18 protein-coding genes and 1 pseudogene are annotated in these 25,771 nt (G+C 68.6%); 8 read left to right on the top strand and 11 right to left on the bottom strand.

What is annotated here, in order from left to right:
• Positions 1-7: 7 nt before the first annotated feature.
• Positions 8-1,270 (bottom strand): LmeA family phospholipid-binding protein, encoded by a 1,263-nt coding sequence (locus AS594_RS08600; protein WP_069926411.1) that lies wholly within the window; start codon positions 1,268-1,270, stop codon positions 8-10.
• A gap of 96 nt (positions 1,271-1,366) precedes the next feature.
• On the opposite strand from AS594_RS08600, the gene AS594_RS08595 reads away from it, so the two are divergent.
• The 3 genes from AS594_RS08595 to AS594_RS08585 all read left to right on the top strand — a co-directional run bounded on the left by AS594_RS08595 (position 1,367) and on the right by AS594_RS08585 (position 4,223).
• Positions 1,367-1,966 (top strand): GNAT family N-acetyltransferase, encoded by a 600-nt coding sequence (locus tag AS594_RS08595; RefSeq protein ID WP_069926410.1) that lies wholly within the window; start codon positions 1,367-1,369, stop codon positions 1,964-1,966.
• Positions 1,967-2,086: 120 nt separating this feature from the next.
• Entirely contained in the window at positions 2,087-3,631 is a 1,545-nt protein-coding gene (locus AS594_RS08590; RefSeq protein ID WP_079144724.1) for an MFS transporter, read from the top strand.
• 136 nt (positions 3,632-3,767) lie between these two features.
• The gene (locus AS594_RS08585) at positions 3,768-4,223 is read left to right on the top strand and encodes a PRC-barrel domain-containing protein (protein WP_069926409.1); all 456 of its coding nucleotides are present in this window, start codon (positions 3,768-3,770) and stop codon (positions 4,221-4,223) included.
• 152 nt (positions 4,224-4,375) lie between these two features.
• On the opposite strand, the gene AS594_RS08580 is transcribed toward AS594_RS08585, so the two are convergent.
• From AS594_RS08580 to AS594_RS08560, 5 genes and pseudogenes are all read right to left on the bottom strand, one after another.
• The gene (locus AS594_RS08580) at positions 4,376-4,642 is read right to left on the bottom strand and encodes a DUF4235 domain-containing protein (protein ID WP_069926408.1); all 267 of its coding nucleotides are present in this window, start codon (positions 4,640-4,642) and stop codon (positions 4,376-4,378) included.
• Positions 4,642-5,079, bottom strand: a complete 438-nt coding sequence (locus tag AS594_RS08575) for a DUF3618 domain-containing protein (protein ID WP_069926407.1) — start codon at positions 5,077-5,079, stop codon at positions 4,642-4,644. The genes AS594_RS08580 and AS594_RS08575 overlap by 1 nt, the downstream gene beginning before the upstream one ends.
• The gene (locus tag AS594_RS08570; RefSeq protein WP_079144725.1) at positions 5,076-5,573 is read right to left on the bottom strand and encodes a phage holin family protein; all 498 of its coding nucleotides are present in this window, start codon (positions 5,571-5,573) and stop codon (positions 5,076-5,078) included. The genes AS594_RS08575 and AS594_RS08570 overlap by 4 nt, the downstream gene beginning before the upstream one ends.
• Before the next feature lie 129 nt (positions 5,574-5,702).
• Positions 5,703-6,781, bottom strand: a pseudogene (locus AS594_RS08565) (YihY/virulence factor BrkB family protein).
• A gap of 154 nt (positions 6,782-6,935) precedes the next feature.
• Positions 6,936-8,105 carry an amidase domain-containing protein gene (locus AS594_RS08560; protein WP_240508967.1) on the bottom strand — a complete coding sequence of 390 codons (1,170 nt, stop codon included), beginning with the start codon at positions 8,103-8,105 and terminating at the stop codon, positions 6,936-6,938.
• A gap of 408 nt (positions 8,106-8,513) precedes the next feature.
• Here AS594_RS08560 and AS594_RS08555 point away from each other — a divergent pair, with 408 nt between their 5' ends.
• Positions 8,514-9,824 (top strand): polysaccharide deacetylase family protein, encoded by a 1,311-nt coding sequence (locus AS594_RS08555; protein ID WP_069926405.1) that lies wholly within the window; start codon positions 8,514-8,516, stop codon positions 9,822-9,824.
• Between the two features lie 51 nt (positions 9,825-9,875).
• On the opposite strand, the gene AS594_RS08550 is transcribed toward AS594_RS08555, so the two are convergent.
• Positions 9,876-11,726 (bottom strand): transglycosylase domain-containing protein, encoded by a 1,851-nt coding sequence (locus AS594_RS08550; protein WP_420877889.1) that lies wholly within the window; start codon positions 11,724-11,726, stop codon positions 9,876-9,878.
• A gap of 493 nt (positions 11,727-12,219) precedes the next feature.
• Positions 12,220-13,749, bottom strand: a complete 1,530-nt coding sequence (locus AS594_RS08545; protein ID WP_069926404.1) for a helix-turn-helix domain-containing protein — start codon at positions 13,747-13,749, stop codon at positions 12,220-12,222.
• A gap of 250 nt (positions 13,750-13,999) precedes the next feature.
• Between AS594_RS08545 and acnA the strand changes: the two genes are divergently transcribed.
• The gene (acnA, locus tag AS594_RS08540) at positions 14,000-16,726 is read left to right on the top strand and encodes an aconitate hydratase AcnA (protein WP_069933204.1); all 2,727 of its coding nucleotides are present in this window, start codon (positions 14,000-14,002) and stop codon (positions 16,724-16,726) included.
• Between the two features lie 69 nt (positions 16,727-16,795).
• On the opposite strand, the gene AS594_RS08535 is transcribed toward acnA, so the two are convergent.
• The 3 genes from AS594_RS08535 to AS594_RS08525 all read right to left on the bottom strand — a co-directional run bounded on the left by AS594_RS08535 (position 16,796) and on the right by AS594_RS08525 (position 21,831).
• On the bottom strand, positions 16,796-17,008 hold the full coding sequence (locus AS594_RS08535; RefSeq protein WP_069926402.1) for a DUF397 domain-containing protein: 213 nt from the start codon (positions 17,006-17,008) through the stop codon (positions 16,796-16,798).
• Positions 16,992-17,837, bottom strand: coding sequence for a helix-turn-helix domain-containing protein (locus tag AS594_RS08530; protein WP_069933205.1), 846 nt, complete (start codon positions 17,835-17,837; stop codon positions 16,992-16,994). The genes AS594_RS08535 and AS594_RS08530 overlap by 17 nt, the downstream gene beginning before the upstream one ends.
• 133 nt (positions 17,838-17,970) lie before the next feature.
• Positions 17,971-21,831, bottom strand: coding sequence for a GH92 family glycosyl hydrolase (locus tag AS594_RS08525; protein ID WP_069935057.1), 3,861 nt, complete (start codon positions 21,829-21,831; stop codon positions 17,971-17,973).
• Positions 21,832-22,294: 463 nt separating this feature from the next.
• Between AS594_RS08525 and ngcE the strand changes: the two genes are divergently transcribed.
• Genes ngcE through AS594_RS08510 form a run of 3 tightly spaced genes read left to right on the top strand, consistent with a single transcriptional unit; the run spans position 22,295 to position 25,767 of the window.
• The gene (gene ngcE / locus AS594_RS08520) at positions 22,295-23,731 is read left to right on the top strand and encodes an N-acetylglucosamine/diacetylchitobiose ABC transporter substrate-binding protein (RefSeq protein WP_069926399.1); all 1,437 of its coding nucleotides are present in this window, start codon (positions 22,295-22,297) and stop codon (positions 23,729-23,731) included.
• A 52-nt stretch (positions 23,732-23,783) separates the two neighbouring features.
• A complete protein-coding gene (locus tag AS594_RS08515) occupies positions 23,784-24,821 on the top strand; it encodes a carbohydrate ABC transporter permease (protein ID WP_079144726.1) in 1,038 nt (345 codons plus the stop codon).
• A gap of 22 nt (positions 24,822-24,843) precedes the next feature.
• Entirely contained in the window at positions 24,844-25,767 is a 924-nt protein-coding gene (locus tag AS594_RS08510) for a carbohydrate ABC transporter permease (protein WP_069930363.1), read from the top strand.
• Positions 25,768-25,771 lie beyond the last annotated feature (4 nt).

Raw genomic sequence — 25,771 nt, 5'->3', positions numbered from 1 at the left:
GACCTGATCAGGAGGACCCGAGAGTCAGCCCCGTACCCGACAGGTCGGCCCTGATTCCCTCGCGTTCCACGCTGATGGCGCGCAGCCGGAGCCCGCCCGGCGTACTCGGCAGCCGGAAGTTCAGCGAGAGCCGGTCGGACAGCTCCGGCGGCCGCAGGGCGAGCAGCGCGCCGACCAGCCCGGGGTCGATGCCGGCCTTCTCCAGCAGCCAGGGGTGGTCCATCACCACGTCGACGAGGTTGAGCTTCATCAGGCTCTGTACGAAGCGTGGGGAGCCGGTGAGTTCGTGCAGCGCCCTCTCGCTGCGCAGCGCCCGCTCGACCCACGCGTCCCGTACACCCAGCCGCTCCGCGACCGCCGGAACCGCCAGCAGCGCCTTGATGTGTGCCGCCTCGCGGCTGATCCGGGCGGCGGCCTCGGGGTGCAGCGTCAGGCCGGAGCGCGCGCGGTCCTTGCCCGGCCGGTAGGTGACGAGGCCGGGGATGTCGAGCCGCATGCGGTCGACGGTGGTCGAGACCGCCCGGTCGCCGTCGCGGCGTACGTGCGCCTCGGCCCGTACGCGCACTTCCCGGCCCGCGACGGGCAGGGAGCCCGTCACCCGCACCCGGCCGGCGCCGTCCTTGGTGAACTTCGCCTGCGAGGCGCCCAGTTCGCGGCTCAGGTCGTCGAAGGACAGCAGTACGTCGCCGTCCACCTTGCCGACGACGGCGCCCCGGACCGACGCCGGGAGATCGCCGACGACGCGGATGTCCTTGGCGGTCGCCCGCACCTGGGCGAGGGAGACCCGGTCGGCGGCCACGTCCGGAACGGTGACGTCGACCTCGTCGAGCCGCCGGCTCATGACCTGGGTGAGGAAGGGGAAGCCGTGGATCTCGACCTCGGGCGCGGCGGCGAGCCCGAGGGACTGCTGGAGTTTCTCCTCGGCCTTGTCCTGCGCGTACAGCACGGCCAAGCGGTCGCTGGTCAGCAGGAGGCAGGCGCAGACGAGGCCGGTGACGGCCAGTTTCAGTACGACGGGGACAGCCGCGAGCCGGCTTTTGCCCCGGTGGTTGGGCGGCTTCCACTCGTCTTCGTCGTCATCGGCCCGGCCTTCGTCGTCCGGTGCGGGACCGGGACCCGAGCTGATGCCGATACCGGGTCCGAGACCGAGCGGGTCGTCCTTGCCGACGTCGTCGGGGAGGTGCTCGTAGTCCGGCTCCGGCGGTGCGAGCAGGGCCAGTTCGTCGTAGGGATTGGGGGAATGTGAGGCTATGCGTGTGGGGGGTCGCATCGGCTCATCCCACCATGTGCACCACCCTCGAACGCAAGCGCGATGGGCGCTACCTATGGATTTGGCCGTGTATATGGCCGGGAATGAGGATCCCCGATGAGCAGTGCCTGGTACGAACGCCCCACGCTCACCGGCCGTTTCGTACGTCTGGAACCGTTGAGCGCCGATCACGCCGAGGGCCTCTTCGAAGCGCTGAAGGACCCCTCCGTGTGGACCTGGCTGTCCCATGAGCAGCCGGCCGACGCCGCCGGGATGCGCGGGATCGTCGAGGAGCTGCTGGCGAAGCAGGAGGGTGGGGACAGTGTCGCGTTCGCGCAGATCGACGTCGCCACCGGAGAGGTCGCCGGTTCCACTTCGTACTACGAGATAGAGCCCGCCCACCGGGGCATCGCCATCGGCTCGACCTGGCTCGGCAGCCGCTTCCACCGCACCGGCATCAACACCGAGGCCAAGCTGCTGCTCCTCGGCCGGGCCTTCGACGCCCTCGGCGCGCGGCGCGTCACCTGGCACACCGACCACCTCAACGAGCGCTCGCAGCGCGCCATCGAACGGCTCGGCGCGCGGCACGAAGGTGTACTGCGCAGCCATCGCACCAGGCCGGACGGAACCGTGCGCGACACCGTGGTCTACTCGATGCTCGCCGATGAATGGCCGGCGGCCCGCGAGGCGCTGACCGCCCGCCTCCTGCGCCCCTGACCACCCGCCTGCCGCGCCCCCGAGGGGCGCGGCTGATCGACTGGTGACCCTCAGGGGCCGGGCTTACGGTCGAGTGGTGGGCAAAACCGCCCACTGCCCCTGCCGTGAGGGCCAGGTGCCATGACGACCTCACAACCGACGCCAGCGCAAGCGGGAGCCGCTTCCGGCCAGGGTGGCAAGAACGGCCTGGCGCTGCTGGTCATCGCCTCGTGCCAGCTGATGGTGGTGCTCGACATCACCATCGTGAACATCGCGCTGCCGCAGATCCAGAGCGATCTCGAATTCTCCACGACGAGCCTCTCGTGGGTGGTCAACGCCTACACACTCACATTCGGCGGTCTGCTGCTCCTCGGCGGCCGCGCCGGTGACATCCTCGGACGCCGAAGGGTCTTCATCTTCGGCGTCCTTCTCTTCGTCCTGGCCTCACTGCTCGGCGGCCTGGCGCAGAACTCCGGCCAGCTCCTCGCCGCGCGTGCCCTCCAGGGTGTCGGCGGAGCCATCGCCTCGCCGACCTCCCTCGCGCTGATCACCACCACCTTCACCGAAGGCCCGGCCCGCAACCGGGCCTTCGGCGTCTTCGCCGCGGTCTCGGCGGGCGGTGGCGCGATCGGCCTGCTGGCCGGCGGCATGCTCGTCGAATGGCTCGACTGGCGCTGGGTGCTCTTCGTCAATGTGCCGATCGGGCTGCTCATCGCCGTCGCCACCCCCCGGGTCATCAAGGAGTCCGAGCGCCATCCCGGCCGCTTCGACTTCACCGGCGCTCTGACCTCCACCCTCGGCATGGTGTGTCTGGTCTACGGCTTCATCCGCGCGGCGCAGGACGGCTGGACCGACGGTCTGACGCTGGCGTCGTTCGGCGCGGCGGTCGTGCTGCTCGCGACGTTCTTCCTGGTGGAGCGGCGCTCGAAGCAGCCCATCACACCGTTGCACATGTTCGCCGACCGCAACCGGGCGGGCACGTACGGCATCATGCTCAGCCTCGCGGCCGCGATGTTCGGCATGTTCTTCTTCCTCACCCTGTTCGTCCAGAACGTCCTGGACTTCAGCCCGCTGCGGGCCGGTCTCGCCTTCCTGCCGGTCAGCGCGGTGATCGCGGTGGGCGCCGCCATGGCCTCGCAGCTCCTTCCCAGGTACGGTCCGAAACCGTTCATGGTGACGGGCTCGGTCCTGGCGGCGGCCGGGCTGTCGTGGCTGACCCTGACGGACATCGACTCGACGTACCTGGGCAGCATCCTGGGGCCCATGCTGGTCTTCAGCCTCGGCATGGGCATGAACTTCGTCGCGCTGACGCTGATGGCGGTCTCGGGCGTACCGCCGCACGAGTCGGGCGCGGCTTCGGGCCTCCTCAACGTCACCCAGCAGGTGGGCGGCTCGCTGGGGTTGTCCATCCTGGTGACGGTGTTCGGTACGGCCAGCCGTCACGAGTCCGAGGACCAGATCGCGGGCTTCATGGCACGGGCCACCCCCAGGGAGCGGCTGACCTTCGAACGCACCGGACAGCTGCCGCCCCCGTGGAGCGACGAGATCCTCACCGCCGGAGTCTCGGCAGCGTTCATCGTCGCCGCGGTGTTCGCCGTGGTGGCCGCCATCGTGGCGCTGTTCGCCATCCAGGTCCGCCCGTCCGACCTCGAACGCCTCCAGGGCGGGGGCCTTCCCGGTCCCTGACCGGCGGCCGGGCCGGCCGCCGGCGCGGGCGGGCGGGCGAAGCAAGCCGGCCGGCGAAGAGCGGCCTCCGGTTTGCCGGGTGAGGGACAGGCAAGACGAGGAGGGACAGGCCGCGGCAGGACATTGAGGAGCAGCAGTGATCACCCAGGAGCAGCTCGGTACGATGACCGGCCGTCCGGTCCACGACGCCGAAGGGCTCGACATCGGCCATGTGGAGCGCCTCCTGCTCGACGACACCACCGGCCGGCCCGAGTGGGCCCGGGTCCGCAGCGGACCGTCCGGTCCCGGTGACGTCTTCGTACCGCTGCGGGAAGCGGTGCTGTCCGGCGACCACGTGGAACTCGCGGTCACGGCGGCCGCGATCGAGACGGCCCCGGCGGCAGGAGCCGGCGGCGGCGACGTGCTCTCCGTGGCCGACGAGCAGACGCTGTTCGCGCACTACGGCATCCGGGACGCCGGGGAGCAGGTGAACGCCGACTCAGGCACGGGCTGGTCCGCCATGGACCGGGCCCAGCACATCCGCGACGGCGCGGACAGCACGGGCGGCCGCGAGGGCGCTCGTACCCGTCTGCGGGTCTACGACGCCACCTGATACGCACGCCGGTACGCCAGTGGGCACGCCGGTACGCCAGTGGGGCCGCCGGGACCCGGATGCGGGTCCCGGCGGCCCCACTGACGCGTGGGTGCCGCCGGCGGGCCTCGTCCGGCAGCGGCCCCCACGGCCCCCGCCGCCCCGGAGACCGGTCAGCCGGGCCAGGTGCCGGTCAGACGGTGCACGGCGGTGGCGCCGCCGCGGTCGACCGCCGCCTTCACGGCGGCGAAGATCGCGCCCTGGAGGGTGGCGGCCAGCAGGATCTCCCGCCAGCCGCGGTCCGCGTCGGTGGCGTCCGGGGCGTCCTCGTCGTGACCGACGACCTTCCACACCTGTTTGAAGACACCACCGGCCACGGCGCCGCTGACCGCGCCGAGCGCCAGGCCCACAGGCTTGTAGACGATCTTGGAGGCTTTCATCAACGCCTCCTGCCCCGCCGTACGAGGAGGAGCACGGCGAAGGACGCCGCCACCCCGGCGATGACCAGGCCGCGATTGCCACGCGCCTTCTCCGCCACCTCGTACGCCTTCTCGGACACCTGGGGCGGCGCCTTCTCCTGGAACTTGTCGGCCACCGCGGCCGCGGTCTGCACGATCTGCTCCTTGGTCTGCGCGGCCTTCTCCCGTACCGGCTCGGGCGTCTTCTCCTGCGCCAGGTGCAGCACCTCGGCGGCCTTGTCCTGCACCTGACTCCTCACCTGCGCCGCTTTCTCCTGCACCTGGGCCTTCACATCGGCCTTCGCCGCCAGCGCCTCGACCGTCCGGCCGAGCTCCTCACGAGTGCCCTCCACCTGCTCGCGCAGTTCTTCCGGGCCGGGCGTGGGCGTGGAGCCGTTGTCCTGCGGGTTGATGCTCATCGGTGTGCCCTCTCCTTGATTTCTGCCACATCGGCCCTGACGCTCTCGATGGCCTGTTCGGGGGCCGGCGGAGTGGCCCGGCCGATCTGCTTCTTGCCACCGGCGGCGAGCCCGGCGGCCACTGCCCCCAGCACGACCGTGACGGCCAGAGCCGCGGCCCACAGGGGCCAGAGCAGGTCCAGGGCCACGATCGCGGTGGCGGCGAGTGCTTGCAGGGCGAGGAAGCCGACCACGCCGGCTCCGCCGAACAGGCCGCCGCCCAGCCCGAACCGCTTGCCCTTCTCCTGCATCTCGGCCCGCGCCAGGCGAAGTTCCTGCCGCATCAGCTGCGAGACCTGCTCCGACGCCTGCTTGACCAGCTCCCCGACCGGCTCCTTGGACTCGGGGCCGTGGCCCGGCGGGGAAGTGGTGGATGTACTCGTCGTCGTACCTGCCCTTGGCTGCTCCGCCGTGCGGGGAGAAGAGGGGATGTGCCCGGGCTGTTGACCCGCCATGACAGCTCACTCTCCGTTCGTATCGCGGTACGGGGGATTCCCGCCGCGTACCCGGGCGTTGCCGGGCCATGCTGCGCCGCGGCGACCGGAGGTGCGCGGTGCCCGCCCCGCGCCACCGGCCACCGGCGGCTACGGGGTGCCGCCCATCTCCCTGCGGTCCTCATCGGTCCACGTCCGGGTGTCACGCGGCTGCACGTACGGCTCCTCGTCCGCGGGGTGGCCGCCGATGATGGCGCGCTCCCTGGCCATTTCCGCGTCGAACTCCAGGCCGAGCAGGATCGCCAGGTTGGTGAGCCACAGCCAGACGAGGAAGACGATCACGCCGGCGAGGGTGCCGTACGTCTTGTTGTACGAACCGAAGTTCCGTAGAGCGCGAAGCCGCCCGAGGCGATCATCCAGATGACCAGCGCGAGGAAACTGCCGGGCGTGACCCATTTGAAGCCGCGTCCCTTGGCGTTGGGCGAGGCCCAGTACAGGATCGCGACCATGACGGTGACGAGGAGGACCAGGACGGGCCACTTGGCGATGGACCACACCGTCAGGGCGGAGCTCCCGATTCCGAGCGCCGCGCCCAGTTGCCGCGCGAGGCCCCCGGTGAACACCACGATGAGCGCGCTGACGCAGGCCATGACCATCAGCACCAGCGTGACGCCCACCCGTACCGGCAGCACCTTCCACACCGGCCGTCCCTCCGGCATGTCGTACACGGCGTTGGAGGCGCGGATGAACGCGGCCACATAGCCGGACGCCGACCACAGCGCGCCCAGCAGACCGGCGATCGCCAGCACCGAGCCGGTGCCGCCGTTGCCCTGCAACTGCTCCACCGCACCGGAGATGACGTCCCGGGCCGAACCCGGGGTCATCCGCCTGAGGTTGTCCAGGATGCTCTTGGTGGCCGATTCACCGGCGATGCCCAGCAGGGAGACGAGCACCAGCAGGGCGGGGAAGAGGGACAGTACGCCGTAGTACGTCAGGCCGGCCGCGCGGTCGGACAGTTCGTCGTCCTTGAACTCCGCCACCGTGCGCCTGAGCACCGCCCACCACGACTTCTTGCGCATGTCGGTGGGCTGGTCCGGTGCGTCCCGCTCCACTCGCGGATCCGGCCCCGCTCCGTCGCCGGGCTCGGCACCGCCCCCCTCGCGGGAGTGGGCGTGCCGGTCGTGCTCGTGTCGCGTACTGCCGTGATGTCGCTGCCAGATCGGTGCCATGGCGTACGGGTAACCGCAATTCCGCGCCGGACACCGGGCGGCACCGGCAGGTTGGAGCCCGCACCACCGGGTCCGTCGAGCGCCCGCGGACGCTCGACGGACCCGGGTGCCCGCCCCCCGGCCTGCCGGCCGCGGGCGCGGGACGCACGATCGGTCAGGTGCGGTAGGCGTAGTAGTTCGCGTTCGGGTACGACGCGACGATGCTCGCCACCGACTTCCGGTACGTGTTGTTGGAGTGGTACGTCAGGTACGGCGTGCCCCAACGGTCCCGGTAGGAGACCATCATGGTGTGGTCCTTCGACCCGTCCCGGTTGAAGTCCACCTGGAGAACGTCACCGACGCCCATCTCCCAGACATTGGAGAGATTGGTCGTCCGCCGGTTGGACAGGGAGAACCAGGACCACTCGTTCACGCCCACCCAGGAGAGGGTGTTGCCGAGCTTCGGGTCGCTCCACCACTTGCGGTAGTCGTCCCACGAGCCGGGGGCGTGCTTCCAGCCGCCCGCCTTCAGCGCCTGGCTGACGAAGTTGGTGCAGTCGCCACCGGCGCCGGCCCCGTCGAACGACGGATAGGCGGTGTTGTACCTGCTCCAGTGCTTCTCGGTGTACGCCGCCATGGCCGCGTAGTCGTAGCCGTTGGCGTTGGTGGTCGGCTTGGCCGCCGGCTGGCGCCAGGGCCGCTTGGTGGAGGCGGTGGTGGCGACCGGCAGCCCCTCGTCGGCGGTCGTCCGGACCATCGGCGTCTTCAGCGGTGCGTTGACCGCCCCCAGGCCGGTGTCCGTGGAGCGTATGCCGGTCAGCGCCCACTTGCCGTCCGCCGCCTGGGCGAAGGTGAGTTCGTGGTGCGCCTGGAAGCCGGTGGTGCGCGGCTCGTTGCCACGTATTTTCTTGTACGTGAGCGTGGTGGTCTCGGTCACCCGGACCGCGGCCTTGCCGTCACGCACCTTGGTGCTGTTCACCGTGACATCGGTGTCGGCGGCGGTGTACGCCTCGCCCAGGTCGCGGAGCCGCTTCTTCCGGTCGCGCAGCGAGGACCAGGCGCCGCCCTCCGACCGGAACAGGCCGGAGGACAGGTGGGCCTTGCGCTCGGCGGGCGGTGCAGACCGCCGGGTCTGCCGGCTGTCCAGCAGGGCCGCCGTACGCTCCGTCAGCACGGCATCGGCGAGCCGCCCGAAGGATTCGGTGGTGGCGCGGTCGACCTCGCCCGAAGCGGCCGGAGCGGCCGGTTCGTACCACGAGGCGCCTGCGGTGGCGGGCAGTACGACGGCGGCGGCGGCGACCGCCAGCACGGCGCCGACCGTAGCCCTGAACGTCGATTTCTTCACGAAGACTTTCCCCTTGTCACCCCGGTCAACGCATGGATCGGGGGACGGAATCTTCGCATGAACCACAGGGGTGTGAAGAGACTGTGTGTGTTGCAGAATCGCCACAAGATGCGCCGGTCGGCAACCGAGGCTACTTGTGAGTACGTCCCCCGCGCGCTCACCGGCGCAGGAACCTCCGCGCGGGGGCTGGGCCCGGAGCCGGGCGGCTCGGCCCGCGCCCCGTCTGCGGCCTTCTCGAATCCATGATCAAACAAGGGGTGCGGGCGGAGGGCGGCGGCGGGCCCGCGCGCGGGTCTTCACAACTCGGAATCCGGACGGGCGCGAAGAGGGACGATCGCGCGTTCTATATTCATATCGTCATGCTGGATGAAAGCATGTCTTTCCCTCGCGCCGAGAGAAGCCACACCAATGACCCGAAGTACCCGCGGCCGCCGACGAGCCCGCAGCCACAAGCGCAACCGTACTGCGCTGATGTCCGTGTCCGCGTTGGTGGTCGTGTCGGTCCTGTTCTTCCTCGGAAGGATGCTGACCGGCGGTTCGGACAGCCCGGCCGTGGCGAAGGGCAACACCGACGACGGCTCGGTGGCCGGGTCGAAGGGCGACGGGCCGGGCGCCGGGCCCAACCGCCGCAAGGACGAGAAGCCGTGGGACGGCAAGGTCGAGGTGCTGGGCGACGGCTCGACGTCGTACACCGGTCCGCAGCCGGGCCAGCTGAAACCGAAGAAGCTCAAACCGGGTCAAAAGCCTCCGCAGTTCGTGGTGTTCTCCTGGGACGGCGCGCTGGAGGGCGACGATCACCTCTTCTCCCACTTCCGTCAGGTGGCGAAGGAGAGCGATGCCCACATGACGTTCTTCCTCACGGGCATCTATCTGCTACCCAAGACGAAGAGTGAGCTGTACGACCCGCCGCAGCACAACCGGGGCGCCGCCGCCATCTCGTACCCCACCGACGAGCACATCAGGACCACGCTGACGCAGCTGGGCGGTGCCTGGAAGGACGGCCACGAGATCGGCTCGCACTTCAACGGTCATTTCTGCGGCGCAGGCGGCGGTGACGACTGGAGCGTCAAGGAGTGGAAGAGCGAAATCCGGCAGACGTACGACTTCGTCAAGAAGTGGAAGAGCAACACCGCCTTCACCGACATGCCGCCGCTGCCCTTCGACCCCGACCGGGAATTCGTCGGCGGCCGTGCCCCCTGCCTGGAAGGCCAGAAGACGCTCATACCGGCGAGCAAGGAATTCGACTGGCGCTATGACGCCAGTTCGCCGGGCGGATTCCAGGTCTGGCCGAGCAAGAAGGACGGCATCTGGGATTTCCCGCTCCAGCTGCTGCCGTACCCGGGCAAGGACATCCAGGTGCTGTCCATGGACTTCAACTTCCTCTACAACCAGTCCGAGGGGAAGACGGACGGCGACCCCGCCCAGTACCCCACCTGGAAGCAGACGACCAAGGACGCCTACAGCAACGGGTTCAACCGCGTCTACAACGGCAGCCGGGCGCCGCTGTTCATCGGCAACCACTTCGAGCAGTGGAACGGCGGCATCTACATGGAGGCCGTCGAGGAGCTGATGCGGGACGTGTGCCCGCGCAAGGACGTCGAGTGCGTGTCCTTCAAGGAGCTGACCGACTGGATGGACGTCCAGGACCCGCGGGTGCTGGAGCAGCTGCGCTCGCTGGACCCGGGGCAGGCACCGTCCTGGAAGACGCTGGTGAAGTAACGGCCGGCCGGGCCCGCGGCCCGCGGGCGGCGGCAGGGGCCGCCGCCGCCCTCACGGGCGCGCCGCCACCGCCGTCATGTAGTCCCGCCAGATGTCGACCGGAAGGGGACTGCCGGGCTCCGTGTCGGAGCCGGCAACGCCGTCCAGCGGCAGCAGGTCCAGCTTGCGCAGGTCCATCCGGTACAGCACGACGGCCGTGGCCTCGCGCTCGGTGTACCCGACGAACCAGGCGGCTTTGTTGTCCTCCGTCGTCCCGGTCTTGCCCGCCGGCCGCAGGCCCGGCACCTGTGCCTTCACGCCCGTGCCCCTCTCCACGACGCCCTTCAGGGCTTCGGTCACCTGCCGCGACACCTCGGCGGTGAAGGCGCGCCGCGGGCGGACGGCCGGCAGCGGGATGCCGTTGCCGTTACGCGTCACCCGGACCACCGAGTACGGCTCCGTACGCATGCCCCCCGCGGCGAAGGTGCCGTACGCCGTGGCCATCCGGATGGCGCTGGGCGTCGAGTTGCCGAGCGAGAAGGCGGGCACCTGCCGGCCGAGGCTGGAGGGCAGCAGACCGGCGTTCTGGGCGTGGTGGCGCACCCGGTCCAGGCCGACGTCCATGCCGAGCTGGAGGAACGGCGAGTTGACGGAGTTCACCATCGCCGTGTCCAGGCTGATGCTGCTGCCCCACGACTTGCCGCCGTCGTTCTTGCCCTTCACGATCTTGCCGTTGCGGTCCCAGTAGGGGCCCTCGGGAGTCATCACGGAGGCGTTGTGCTGGCCGTTGTACAGGCTGGCGGGTGTGACGGGCAGGCGCGGCCCGTCACGGTCGCGCAGGACACCGTCGGTGAGCGCCGCCGCGTAGACGAAGGGGGCGAAGGCGGAGCCGGCCGGGACCGTCACGGCGTTGGACTCGTTGAACCCCTGCTTGAGGAATCCCGGACCGCCGTACAGGGCCAGGATCTTCCCGTCGGTACCGATGGTCGTCGCGCCCGTCCTGACGTAGGTGTCGGCCTTGCGCTCCTTCGGGTCCAGTTTGGCGCGGGCCGCGCGCACCGACTTGTCCAGGGCCTCGGTCTTCTTCTTGTCGAAGGTGGTGTAGATCTGGAGGCCGCCGAGGTCGAATTCGGCGTCCGACAGCTTTCCGTTGCGGGTGACGTACGACTTGGCCACTTCGACGAGGTAGCCCTGCTGGCCGCTCAGGTCGGTACGTCCGCCGGTCACCTGGGTGGGTTCGGGGAACTCGGTGAATTCGGCCCGCTCCGCCGGTGAGAGCCGGCCGATCTCGACCATCCGGTCCAGGGTCCACTTCCAGCGTTCCTCGGCCCTCGCGCGGTTCCCGCCGCCGAGCTCCGGGTCGTACAGTCCGGCGCCCTTCAGCAGGGACGCCAGGAACGCGCCCTCGCTGGCGTTCAGCTGGGACGCTTCCTTGCCGTAGTAGGCCTGGGAGGCGCGCTGGATGCCGTAGGTGCCGCGGCCGAACCAGCTGGTGTTGAGATATCCCTCAAGGATCTCGTCCTTGCTGAATTTGTTGTCCACCTTGAGCGCGAGCATCATTTCGGTGAACTTGCGGGAGAATGTCTGGTCCTGGCTCAGGTAGGCGTTCTTCACGTACTGCTGGGTGATGGTGGAGCCGCCCTGCGTCTCGCCGCCTCCGGCCATGCGGGTGACCGCGCGCATGATGCCGGAGGGGGAGATGCCGGGGTCCTCGTAGAAACTCGCGTTCTCCGCGGCCAGGACCGCCCAGCGGACGTCCTCGGGTACCTTGTCGAGCGGCATCTCCTGGCGGCTCACCCAGCCGGTCCGTGCCATTTTCGAACCGTCGGCCCAGTAGTAGATATTGTCCTGCTGGGTGGCGAAGGAGTTCAGGTCCGCGGGTATGTCCGTACGCCAGTAGGCCACCGCCAAACCGGTCGTCATGAGTCCGGTACTCACCAGCACGGCGCCCAGCACCTGCCGCCAGGACGGTATCCAGCGGTGGTAGCCCGTCCGGCCCGGACGCGGGTAGTGCGGCCGTACGCGCCGCAGGAACGCCTGCACCCGGTCGGCCGGCACCCAGGACGGCAGCGTCCGGGACGTGACCCACCCGGTCACCAGCGCCCAGGCCGCAACCAGGGCGCGGTGCGGGCCGCGCCCGGCCCGCACCGCCCCCCGTGATCCGCCGGACGCCCCCGCCTGCCGCGCTCGGCCGGCTTGCCCCGCTTACCCATACGAGATCACCGCAGCCCTATACACGACGACACACCCAACCGCCGTAGCCGACATCGTTCCCCCCCAAGAAGTTCACATTGTCGGCTCGCTGTCCCCACAGCCTCCCGACGGAATCAGCTTACGGAAGGGTGAAAGGCGGATCTTCGCCCACCCCGCCGTGACAGAGTGGACAGACGCGGGGGCGGCGCGGCAGGTTCCCTGTTCAGATGTCGCGGAAGATCTCGATCTGCGCGCCCACCGAGTTGAGGCGCTCCGCCAGGTCCTCGTAGCCCCGGTTGATGACATAGACGTTGCGCAGTACGGACGTGCCCTCGGCCGCCATCATCGCCAGCAGGACGACCACGGCGGGCCGCAGCGCCGGCGGGCACATCATCTCGGCCGCGCGCCACCGGGTCGGGCCCTCCACCAGCACGCGATGGGGGTCCAGCAGTTGCAGGCGGCCGCCGAGGCGGTTGAGGTCCGTCAGGTAGATCGCGCGGTTGTCGTAGACCCAGTCGTGGATCAGGGTCTGGCCCTGGGCGACGGCCGCGATCGCCGCGAAGAAGGGCACGTTGTCGATGTTCAGCCCGGGGAACGGCATCGGGTGGATCTTGTCGATCGGCGCTTCCAGCTTGGAGGGCCGTACGGTCAGGTCCACCAGCCGGGTGCGCCCGTTGTCCGCCTCGTACTCGCCGCTGCGGTCGTGGTCGAGGCCCATCTCCTCCAGTACGGCGAGCTCGATCTCCAGGAACTCGATCGGGACCCGGCGGATCGTCAGCTCGGAGCCCGTCACGACGGCCGCCGCGAGCAGGCTCATCGCCTCGACCGGGTCCTCGGACGGCGAGTAGTCGACGTCCACGTCGATGTTCGGTACGCCGTGCACGGTCAGCGTGGTCGTGCCGACGCCGTCGACCCGTACGCCGAGGGCCTCCAGGAAGAAGCACAGGTCCTGGACCATGTAGTTGGACGAGGCGTTGCGGATGACGCTCACGCCGTCGTGGCGAGCGGCCGCGAGCAGCGCGTTCTCGGTCACCGTGTCGCCGCGCTCGGTCAGCACGATCGGACGGTCCGGCCCCGCCGACGGCTCCACCACCGCGTGGTAGATGCCCTCGGTCGCGGTGATGTCCAGACCGAAGCGCCGGAGCGCGATCATGTGCGGCTCGATGGTGCGCGTGCCGAGGTCGCAGCCGCCCGCGTACGGCAGTTTGAAGTGGTCCATGCGGTGGAGCAGGGGGCCGAGGAACATGATGATGCTGCGGGTGCGGCGCGCCGCCTCCGCGTCCATGGAGTCCATGTCGAGCCGCGCGGGCGGGACGATCTCCAGGTCCTTGCCGTCGTTGATCCAACGGGTGCGTACGCCGATGGAGTTGAGCACCTCCAGCAGGCGGTAGACCTCCTCGATGCGCGCGACGCGCCTCAGTACGGTGCGGCCCTTGTTGAGCAGCGAGGCGCAAAGCAGCGCCACGCACGCGTTCTTGCTCGTCTTCACGTCGATCGAGCCGGAAAGCCGCCGTCCGCCCACCACACGCAGATGCATCGGTCCCGCGTACCCCAACGAGACGATTTCACTGTCCAGAGCCTCGCCGATGCGGGCGATCATCTCAAGGCTGATGTTCTGGTTGCCGCGTTCGATGCGGTTCACGGCACTCTGGCTGGTGCCCAGCGCCTCGGCGAGTTGAGTCTGTGTCCAGCCCCGGTGCTGACGGGCGTCACGGATGAGCTTGCCGATGCGTACGAGGTAGTCGTCTGCCATAGCGGCAGGTTATCTCAGATATGAGATGCCGCATTCCGGGGGGAGTCCATGGCGCGGCGCGGCGGCGGTCCGGGCATGACCGAATCGCGGTCATGTACTAGAGTTATCTCGACATCGAGATATCTGCCGAAGGCGTACCGGAGCCGCCGACCGGTAAGGGTGACCTAACTAAGTCTTACCTTAGCGGATGGCCAGGGGGTCGTGGCGGCAGGATGCGGTAGAAACGCGCACATTGAAGAAGGAGACTGTCGTGTCGGCGAACAGCTTCGACGCCCGCAGCACGCTGCGCGTGGGCGACGAGTCGTACGAGATCTTCAAGCTGGACAAGGTCGAGGGCTCCGCTCGCCTCCCTTACAGCCTGAAGGTGCTGCTGGAGAACCTGCTCCGCACCGAGGACGGCGCGAACATCACCGCCGACCACATCCGGGCGATCGGCGGCTGGGACTCCCAGGCGCAGCCCAGCCAGGAGATCCAGTTCACGCCCGCCCGCGTGATCATGCAGGACTTCACCGGCGTGCCCTGTGTCGTCGACCTCGCCACCATGCGCGAGGCCGTCAAGGAGCTCGGCGGCGACCCGGCGAAGATCAACCCGCTGGCCCCGGCCGAGCTGGTCATCGACCACTCCGTCATCGCCGACAAGTTCGGCACCGCCGGCGCCTTCCAGCAGAACGTCGAGCTGGAGTACGGCCGCAACAAGGAGCGCTACCAGTTCCTGCGCTGGGGCCAGACCGCCTTCGACGAGTTCAAGGTCGTCCCCCCGGGCACCGGCATCGTCCACCAGGTCAACATCGAGCACCTGGCCCGCACCGTCATGGTCCGTAACGGCCAGGCGTACCCCGACACCCTCGTCGGCACCGACTCGCACACCACGATGGTCAACGGCCTCGGCGTGCTGGGCTGGGGCGTCGGCGGCATCGAGGCCGAGGCCGCGATGCTCGGCCAGCCGGTCTCCATGCTCATCCCGCGCGTCGTCGGCTTCAAGCTGACCGGCGAGCTGCCGGCCGGCACCACCGCCACCGACCTGGTCCTCACGATCACCGAGATGCTGCGCAAGCACGGCGTCGTCGGCAAGTTCGTCGAGTTCTACGGTGAGGGCGTCGCCGCCACCTCGCTCGCGAACCGCGCCACCATCGGCAACATGTCGCCGGAGTTCGGCTCCACCGCCGCGATCTTCCCGATCGACGACGAGACGCTGAAGTACCTGCGCCTGACCGGCCGCGACGCGCAGCAGGTCGCGCTCGTCGAGGCGTACGCCAAGGAGCAGGGCCTCTGGCTCGACCCGGCCGCCGAGCCCGACTTCTCCGAGAAGCTGGAGCTCGACCTGTCGACGGTCGTCCCGTCGATCGCCGGCCCGAAGCGTCCGCAGGACCGTATCGTCCTCGCCAACGCCGCCCAGCAGTTCGCCCTGGACGTCCGCAACTACGTCTCGGACGACGAGGAGGCGGGCAAGGAGTCCTTCCCGGCCTCCGACTCCCCGGCCGAGCACAACGGCGTACCGACCCGGCCGACCCTGGTCACGGCCGCCGACGGTTCGACGTACGAGATCGACCACGGCGCCGTCACCGTCGCCGCGATCACCTCCTGCACCAACACCTCGAACCCGTACGTCATGGTCGCCGCGGCGCTCGTGGCCAAGAAGGCGGTCGAGAAGGGCCTGACCCGCAAGCCGTGGGTCAAGACCACCCTCGCCCCGGGCTCGAAGGTCGTCACCGACTACTTCGACAAGGCGGGCCTGACCCCGTACCTCGACAAGGTCGGCTTCAACCTCGTCGGCTACGGCTGCACCACCTGCATCGGCAACTCGGGCCCGCTGCCCGAAGAGGTCTCGAAGGCGGTCAACGACAACGACCTCGCGGTCACGTCCGTCCTCTCGGGCAACCGCAACTTCGAGGGCCGCATCAACCCCGACGTGAAGATGAACTACCTGGCCTCCCCGCCGCTGGTCGTCGCGTACGCCATCGCGGGCTCCATGAAGGTGGACATCACCAAGGACGCCCTGGGCATCGACCAGGACGGCAAGCCGGTCTACCTCGCGGACATCTGGCCCACCGAGGCCGAGGTCAACGACGTCGTCGCCAACTCCATCGGCGAGGATATGTTCAACAAGTCCTACTCCGACGTCTTCGCGGGCGACGCCCAGTGGCAGGCGCTGGAGATCCCCACCGGCAACACCTTCGAGTGGGACAACGAGTCGACGTACGTCAGGAAGCCCCCGTACTTCGAGGGCATGACGATGGAGACGACCCCGGTCGCCGACATCTCCGGCGCCCGCGTCCTCGCCAAGCTGGGGGACTCGGTCACCACCGACCACATCTCCCCGGCCGGCGCCATCAAGGCCGACACCCCGGCCGGCCAGTACCTCACGGAGCACGGCGTCGAGCGCCGTGACTTCAACTCCTACGGCTCGCGCCGTGGCAACCACGAGGTCATGATCCGCGGCACGTTCGCCAACATCCGCCTGCGCAACCAGATCGCGCCGCGTACGGAAGGCGGCTTCACCCGCGACTTCACCCAGCCCGACGCCCCGGTGTCGTACATCTACGACGCCTCGCAGAACTACCAGGCCGCCGGCGTCCCGCTGGTCATCCTGGCGGGCAAGGAGTACGGCTCGGGCTCGTCCCGCGACTGGGCGGCCAAGGGCACCGCGCTGCTCGGCGTCAAGGCCGTCATCGCCGAGTCGTACGAGCGCATCCACCGCTCGAACCTCATCGGCATGGGCGTCCTTCCGCTCCAGTACCCGGTGGGCGCCTCGGCGGCCGCGCTGGGTCTGACCGGCGAGGAGACCTTCGAGATCACCGGCGTCACCGGTCTGAATGACGGCGGCATCCCGGACACGCTGAAGGTCAAGGCCGTCAGCCCGGCCGGCGAGACGGTCGAGTTCGACGCGAAGCTGCGCATCGACACGCCCGGCGAGGCGGACTACTACCGCAACGGCGGCATCCTCCAGTACGTGCTGCGGTCGCTGATCCGCAACTAGTCCTCACCGCAGGACGCCGAAGGGCCGCACCCCGCCGGGGTGCGGCCCTTCACGCGTCTCACCGCTTGGTCAAAGCGCGCCGTTCCTGACGGCGGTGACGAAGGGCGCCCAGCCCGCGGCCCGGAAGACGAGCGCGGGCCCCCCGGGCGCGGTCTTGCTGTCGCGGACGGGTATGACGCCGCCGGGGCAGTCGTCGGCGACCTCGACGCAGTCGCCCCCGTCGCCGTTGCTGTACGAGGACTTGCGCCACGTGGCTGTGCTCAGGTCATGTGTGGTGATCATGTGTCGTGTAGTCCTTCGCCGCCGACTCGATCAGGGCCAGGGACGCCTCCGGCGACAGCGCGGCGGCCCTGGCCAGATCGTAGGCCGATCGGAACTGGGCGACCAGGGCAGGTTCTTCGACGAGCTGGCCGGTATAGGAGCCTTCGGTGTAGACGACGGGCGGCTCGTCGGTGAAGTCCATCAGGGACACGTTGGTGTTGAGGAAGGGATGCGGTCCGGCACTGAACGGCATGACCTGGAGCACGACATGGGGCCGTGCGTGCGCCGCCTTGAGGAGATGCGTGAGCTGGCCGTGCATGACGGCGCGACCGCCGACCGGCACGCGGAGCATGGCCTCGTGGACGATCACCCAGAACACCGGCGCCGTGGGTGAGTCGAGCAGCTCCGCCCGTTCCATTCTGGTGCTGACGTGCCCCTCGATCACCGACTGCGCGGCGAACGGGTGGGCGCCACAGGTCAGCGCCCGCGCGTAGCCCTCCGTCTGCAACAGCCCCGGAACCAGCATCGACCCGAACTGGCTGATCGCCGTCGCCCGCTGCTGCAAGTCCGCCGCGTCGGCGAAGTACTCGGCGACCTTCGACTTGCGTGCGAGGCGGCACAGGCGCTGGAGGTGCTCACCACTTCCCAGCACGCCGTCGAGCATCTTTGACAGGTCGAGTTGAGGCCGCCGCGTCGCGCCCTCCAACTGGCCGATGTACGCGCCGGAGCAGAAGACCCGCTCCCCGAGCTGCTCCTGCGAGTGCCCGCCGGCTTCGCGCAGGCGGCGCAGTTCCGAGCCGTAGAACGACCTCGGGTCGGTGTACGGATCGAGGTCGTTGGGCTGAGGCATGGGCAACACTCCTTCCGCGCACACCGAGCGTAGCCGCCCGCAGTGACACTGCGCACACGAATGATTACAACACTGTGGCGGACGCGGGGACGGGGAGGACCGGCCGCCGGGCCGGTCCTCCCCATGCCCGGGGTCACCTCAGGAGTTCCACCTCGGCGAGAGTCGCCGGTCCGTCCGCCACCAGCCGGTACTTCTCGTACCGGTGCGGGCCGGCGACGCTGAAGACGCGGGTCTGGTGGTCCCAGGCGAAGGACTCTCCCGTACGCCTGTCGAGGTCACTCCACGTCTCACCGTCCTGCGAGCCCTGGAGCACCCAGCCTCCAGGGGCCTTGGCGCGCTCCGAGGAGGTGAGGGTGTACTGGAGGGCGCGGGTGTCCGGCTTCACCGGCAGGTCGAGGCTCTCGAACTGCGCGTTCGTGGCCGACGAGTTGTCGAACAGCGGACCGGAGCCCGTGATCGCGTCCCCGCGCGGCGACGGCACCTTGTCGTCCTCGGTGATGGAGACGGGCGCGGCCTTCCTGCCCGTGCCCCACGACGACGGTTCGGGGCCCATGTCGAACTCCAGCGTTCCGCCGCGCGCGAGCACGCTGTGCGGGAGCGCGGTGGACTTCCACGGCTTGCCGTTGACCTTCAGGCCCTGGACGTAGATGTTCTTCGCGCTGTTCTTCGGGGCCCTGACCACCAGGTCGCGGCCGTTCTCCAAGTGGACGGTGGTCTTGGTGAAGAGGGGCGAGCCGATCGCGTACTCGCCGCTGCCCATCACCAGCGGATAGAACCCGAGCGCGGAGAAGAGGTACCAGGCGGACTGCTCGCCGTTGTCCTCGTCGCCGTGGTAGCCCTGGCCGATCTCGCTGCCGGTGTAGAGGCGGGAGAGGACCTCGCGGACCTTCTCCTGGGTCTTCCAGGGCTGCGAGGCGGCGTTGTACATGTACGTCGCGTGGTGGGCCACCTGGTTGCTGTGCCCGTACATGCCCATCCGTACGTCGCGCGCCTCCGTCATCTCGTGGATGACCCCGCCGTACGAGCCGGCGAACTCGGGGGACGCCGTCTCCGGGGTGGAGAAGTAGCGGTCGAGCTTGTCGCCGAGACCGGCGCGGCCGCCGTAGAGATTGGCCAGGCCGCGCGAGTCCTGGGGCGCGGTGAAGGCGTAGCCCCAGCCGTTGGTCTCGGTGTAGTCGTAACCCCAGACGCGGGGGTCGAACTTCTCCGACGGCACGCGCCAGTCGCCCTTGAGGTCGCGGCCCTGGAAGAAGCCGGCTCTGTCGTCGAAGAGCTTGACGTAGTTGCGGGCGCGGTTGAGGAAGTACGCGGACTCCTCCTTGTAGCGCGCCTTCTTCGTCTTCTCGTGGAGCGCCTCGCCCATCTTCGCGAGGCCGTAGTCGTTGAGGTACCCCTCCAGGGACCAGGAGAGGCCCTCGTGCGTCTCGGTGGAGGCGTACCCGAGGAACGGGGACGTCTTCATGCCCTTGCGGCCCACACCGGAGGAGGGCGGCACGACGGTGGCGTTCTTGAGCGCCGCCTCGTACGCCGCCTCCGCGTCGAAGTCCACGCCCTTGACGTACGCGTCGGCGAACGCCACGTCGGAGCTGGTGCCGGTCATCAGGTCGGCGTAACCGGGCGAGGACCAGCGGGAGATCCATCCGCCGTCCTTGTACTGCTGGACGAAGCCGTCGACGAGCCGGCCCGCCTTCTTCGGGGTGAGGAAGGAGTACGCCGGCCACGTCGTCCGGTAGGTGTCCCAGAAACCGTTGTTGACGTACACCTCACCGTCGACGATCTTCGCGCCGGTGTGGGTGGGCGTGTCGGGGCCGGTCTGCTTGGAGAAGGGGCTCGCGTACTGCTGCTTGGGGCGGGCCTTGGTGCCGGTGTTCTCGAAGCCCGAGTTCGGATACAGGTACAGCCGGTAGAGGCTGGAGTAGAGCGTCGTGAGCTGGTCGCGGCTCGCGCCCTCGACCTCGACGCGGCCGAGGAGGGCGTCCCAGGCGTCCTGCGCGCGGTCCTTGATCCGTTCGAAGGATGTGCCCGCCGGGATCTCGTCGGCGAGGTTCTTCTTCGCCTGGTCCACACTGATGAGTGAAGTCGCCAGCCGCAGGGTCACCTGACGGTCGGCGCCCGGCGCGAAGCGCAGGTAGCCGGTCACGTCGTTGCCCCCGCCGCCGCTGAGCTTGCCGCTCCCGGTGACCGGCGCGTCGAAGACGCCGTACACGAAGAGCCTGGTGGCGCCGGTGGACAGGCCGCTCTTGACGTCCGAGAAGCCGGTGAAGGAGCGGGTGGCCGGGTCGAGGGTGAGCCCGCCGTCGTTCGACACGTTGTCGAATATGACGCTCGCGTCCTTGCCCGGATAGGTGAACCGCATCATCGCCGCGTGGTCGGTCGGGGTCACCTCGGCCTTCAGGCCGTTCTCGAAGGTGACGCCGTACTCGTGCGCCTTCGCGGTCTCCTTCTCGTGCCGGAAGGGCAGGGCCCGCGCTTTGCGGCCGGCGTCCGGGGTGCCCGCCACGGCGGACGGCATCAGCTGGAACGTCTGCCGGTCACCCATCCAGGGGCTCGGCTCGTGGCTCGCGCTGAACGCCTGGATGGTGGGGAGGTTGTCGCTGTTGTTGGCGCGGGCATAGTCGTAGAGCCAGCTCGTGGAGGCGGCGTTGGTCACCGGCGTCCAGAAGTTGAACCCGTGCGGGACGGCGGTGGCGGGGATGTTGTTGCCGCGGGAGTAGGCGCCGCTGGAGTGGGTGCCTCGGGTGGTCGACACGTAGTCGGACAGGTGCGCCAGGCGCTTCTCGGGGGCCTTGGGGCGGATGACGATGTCGTCGACCCAGCCGCTGAACTTCGCGGGCCCCTTAGGCGAGTCGTACGCCACCAGCACCCGGTCGACGGTCCTGCCGGCCGCGACCGCGCCGATCCGCGACGCCTTGTGGTTCCACTGGTTCACGTACAGCGTCTTGGACGCGCCCTGGCCCTGCGGGGACAGGACCGCACCGTGCTGGTCGACGGCGCGCAGCTCACTCAGATAGGTGCCGTCCGTGAAGGCCAGGTCGACCGACACGTTGGTGGCGGGGTAATCGAGGTCGGTCTCGGGGAGGGACGGGAAGACCCGGTACGACAGCTCGGTGTCCCGCGTGACGCGCGTGTCGACGTCGAAGACCTTGTTGTACGAGTACGCCCGGCCCTCCGGCTTGTGCGTGCCGGCGTACCGCAGCGCGCGCTTTCCCGTGAAGCCCGCGCCCGCCTTGGCGGCGGGGGAGCCCGAAGGGCCCCGGTCGACCTGGCTGCGCATGTCGGCCGGGGCGGGCGGGGAGGTGTCACCGTTCGAGAACTGAACGTCCGCCAGTTGGGTGATGCCCGACGCGCCGTTGTTGCGGGTGATGTCGAGCCGGTAGTGCGCGTACGCCGTCGTGTTCGTGAAACTGAAGCTCTTTGTCTCGAACCGCTTCGCGAAGGTCTGCCCCTCGCGGGAGTCGAGGACCTTCCACTCCTTGCCGTCGGCCGACCCCTTCAGGGTCCAGTCCCTCGGATCGCGCTCGGCGTGGTCGTTGGCCGAAGTGAGGGCGTACGTCACCACCTGGGCCGGTTCGTCCAGATCGAACTCGATCCAGCCCGACGGCTCGAAGGCCAGCCACTTGGTGGCCGGCTGGACATCGACGAGGTTCTCCTTCACCTCGCCGCCGCCGGTGTTCTCGCCGCCGGCCCGCAGCTCGACGACCCGGTCGGTCACATTGCCCGGGATTCCGGAGCTGTACCCGCCGTCGACCCCTGACGCACGCTGCGTGCCGTCCGGTGCCACTTCCACCGTATTGCGCCAGTCCGGCTGGGATTCGTCCGCCTCGAAGGACGTACTGAAGGAGGAGCTGAAGGAAGGCGGAGCGGCCGGCTCCGGCGTCGCCGGCCGGTGGGGCTGGGCAACGGCCGCCGAAGGCGCCGTGACCACGAGCAGGAGGGCGGTCGCCGCGACGGCGACCGCGGTGGGGCCGTGCGCGTACCGAGGTCTGTACTGCATCCCGGGCTTTTCCTCCCCTTGGACAACGTTGTCATGAGCGGTGCAACGGGGTCCAGTAGGGAGCCAAGTCGCCGATGGTGTCAAGGGTGTTGTACGGGACCGGGGAGGCGAAGGGGGCGCGCCGCGTTTGCGCAGCCACTCGGGCGACTACGTGCGCGTTCCAGATATCCGCGAGGTCTCAACTCGGGAAAGCTTGCCGTCCAACCTTGCTTTCGATCTTGCTCAGTTGACCGGAAGTGGACTATACCTGTCGGCGTCCGCAACGCAGCTTTGCGGAAGCGGACCAGGGGGACCGGGAGCAGTGGGGGAAGCCGTGCGACGGTTGCCGAACGCTGTGTCCGTACTTTCTGCAACTCAGCACGACCCAGCGTCATTTGACTGCGGTGGCGGGGCCCTTCGCCTAGGCGATAAGTACGGGCGACCGGTACACCGCCTGAGTCCTGGAGAAGGCGAGGACTTGAGCATGGGATCCACCTCCGCCCACAACAATGAGGGCCTTGGCCGTCGCGATCTGATCAAGCGGTCGGCCGCACTCGGCCTGATCGCTGTTCCGACGATGAGCTTCCTGTCGGCCTGCGCGAGCGGCGACAGCGGCGGCGACGAGAAGGTCGACAAGGGCAAGAAGACCGAGAAGAACCCGCTGGGTGTCAACGAGAAGGCGGGCATGGAAGCCGTCATCTTCGACGGCGGTTTCGGCACCAAGTACGTCGAGGACGCCGTCAAGGACTACGAGGCCAGCTACGGCAAGGTCAAGTTCAAGGCGACCCAGGACATCCAGCCGCTGCTCCAGCCCCGCATGGTCGGCGGCAACCCGCCGGACCTGGTCGACAACTCCGGCGCCAAGCAGATGGACGCCGCGACGCTCATCGCCAAGGACCAGCTCGCCGAGCTCACCCCGCTGCTCGACGCCGCGTCCTTCGACGACCCGTCCAAGAAGGTCCGGGACATCCTCGTCCCCGGCACCATCGAGATGGGCCAGTACGGCGACGAGAAGGTCTGGCGCCTCAACTACGCCTTCACCACGTTCGGTGTCTGGTACTCCAAGAAGCTGCTCGCCGACAACGAGTGGGAGTACCCGAAGACCTGGGACGAGATGCTCGCCCTGTGCAAGAAGGCCAAGGCCAAGGGCATCGCCGGCTGGACCTACGCGGGCAAGCACCCGTACTACATCCCCTTCACGCTCTACCCCTTCATCGCCAAGATCGGCGGCTGGGACGTGATGAAGGCGATCGACAACCTCGAACCGAACGCGTGGAAGCACGACGCGGTCAAGAAGGCGTTCGAGGCGTACTACGAGCTGGCCGCCAAGGGCTACATCCTCAAGGGCACGCCGGGTCTGGACCACATCCAGTCGCAGACCCAGTGGACCAAGGGCAAGGCGCTGTTCATCCCCAACGGCTCCTGGGTGGAGAACGAGGCCGCGCCGACCACGCCCAAGGACTTCGGGATGACGATGGCCCCGCCGTCCAGTCTCGACAGCTCCGACAAGATGCCGTTCGAGACCATCTGGGCGCAGGCCGGTGAGCCGTTCATCGTCCCGAAGCAGGGCAAGAACACCGAGGGCGGCATGGAGCTGCTCCGGATCATGCTCAGCAAGAAGCACGCGCAGAACTTCGCCACCCTGGTGAAGTCCCTCACCTGTGTCGCGGGCGCCACCGAGGGCATGGACCTCCCGCCGGGCCTCGCCTCCTCCAGCGACGCGCTCGACGCGGCCGGCGAGAACGTCGTCAACCCGCGTCTGCCCGACTGGTACCAGACGCTGCACAAGGAGAGCGTCGGCGGCGCCCTCGCCGAACTGATGGCCGGCCGCATGAAGCCGGACGAGGCCATCAAGAAGATCCAGGACGCGGCCGACAAAACGGCCAAGGACGACGCGGTCAAGAAGTACAAGCACGCCTAGTGTTCACGTCTGCGACTGATCAGTAGGGGAACGAACATGGAGCGGGGCGAGCATGGCCAGTGACAGCCGCGCGGTGACCGACGACGTCCGGAAGGACGCCGGGGGCACGGCGGGAACACCACCGGGAAGGCCAGGAGGCGGGGGGTTCAAGTCCTCTCCCCGCTACCGGACTTTCGTCAAGTACCGGTTCATCTCGGGGTTCCTGGTGGTGCCCCTGGTGCTGTACGCGATTCTGGTCATCTCGCCCTTCCTCCAGACCTTCTATTACTCCCTGACGGACTGGACCGGCTACAGCAGCGACTTCTCGGTCATCGGTTTCGACAACTTCAGCAAACTGTTCGAGGACGACCTTTTCTGGAAGTCGCTTCAGCACAACATCGTGCTGCTGATCGGGATGCCGCTCCTCGCACTCGGCCTCGGGCTCTTCTTCGCCTTCATGCTCAATGTCGGCGGACGGCACAAGCGCGGTGAAGCGGCCTCCGGAGTGCGGGGCTCCAAGCTCTACAAGATCCTTTACTTCTTCCCGCAGGTGCTGTCGATCGCGATCGTCGCCGTGCTGTGGCAGAACATCTACAACCCGCAGGGCGGTCTGCTCAACGGCGTGCTGGCCGGCGTCGGGCTGGGTTCCTGGGAGCAGGACTGGCTCGGCGACCCGGGTATCGCGCTGGCGTGCGTCCTGGTCGTGATGGTGTGGGCGAACGTCGGCTTCTACGTCGTACTGTTCTCCGCCGCCATGGGATCGATCCCCAAGGAGATCTACGAGGCGGCGCTGCTGGACGGCGCCAACCGGGTCACCACGTTCTTCCGCGTCACGCTGCCGCTGATCAGGGACAACATCCAGACGTCCTACGTGTACGCGGGCATCATGGCGCTGGAGACCTCGTTCGCGTACGTCATGATCATGACCGTCAACCAGGGCGGTCCCGACCACTCGACGCTCGTCCTCCCGGTGCACATGTACAACAAGGCGTTCCGGGACGGCCAGGCCGGCTACGCGACCGCCGTCGGTGTCTCGATGCTCGTCGTCACCATGATCTTCGCGGTGCTGGCCCTCAGCATCGGCCGCCGCCGCGACCGGCTCGAGTTCTGAAATGAGCGGGGAGAACACAACGATGACCACCGCAGAGCCCACTGGTCTCGCGACTCCGGCCAAGACCGGCCCCGCCTCGCCGGCGACCGCCGCCAAGAAGCCCGCGGACAGCGGCGGCGAGGGCAGGACCCTCAACGTCTTCTCGCACGCCTTCCTCGTCCTGTGGGCGGTGCTGGCGGCGGGCCCGCTCATCTGGGCCTTCCTGAGCGCTTTCAAGAGCTCCGGCCAGATCCTGGAGAGCCCCTGGTCACTGCCGGACACCTTCACCCTCGACGCGTTCGTCCGCGCGTGGACCAAGGCGAACATCGGCCGGTTCACCATGAACTCGCTGATCGTGGTCGTTCCGTCGGTCCTGGGCACCATGCTGTTCGGCTCGATGGCCGCCTACGTACTCGCCCGTTTCGAGTTCCCGGGCAACCGCTTCATCTACTACCTGTTCGTCGGCGGCATGACGTTCCCGGTGATCATGGCGATCGTCCCGCTGTTCTTCGTACTGAAGAACCTCTCGCTGCTGAACACGCCCCAGGGTCTGATCCTGGTCTACATCGCCTACTCGCTGCCGTTCACGACCTTCTTCATGACCGCCTTCTTCCGGACCCTCCCGGGGTCCATCGCGGAGGCGGCCATGATCGACGGGGCCTCGCACTCCCGGGTCTTCTTCCAGGTGATGGTCCCGATGGCCAAGCCGGGTCTGATCAGCATCGGCATCTTCAACTTTCTGGGGCAGTGGAACCAGTTCATCCTGCCGCTGTCGCTGAACACGGAGGACCCCGACAGCTACCTGCTCACCCAGGGCCTGGCGACCCTCGCCGTGAGCCAGGGATACAAGGGGGACTGGTCCGGACTCTTCGCCGGTCTGACCATCGCGACCCTGCCCGTCCTGGTCGTCTACACGGTCTTCCAGCGGCAGGTGCAGGCCGGCCTGACAGCGGGCGCGCTCAAGTAATCCG

The organism is Streptomyces agglomeratus (assembly GCF_001746415.1).
Classification (GTDB): domain Bacteria; phylum Actinomycetota; class Actinomycetes; order Streptomycetales; family Streptomycetaceae; genus Streptomyces; species Streptomyces agglomeratus.
Note: the sequence above shows the minus strand (reverse complement) of the source record. Positions and strands in the feature narration are given on the sequence as shown.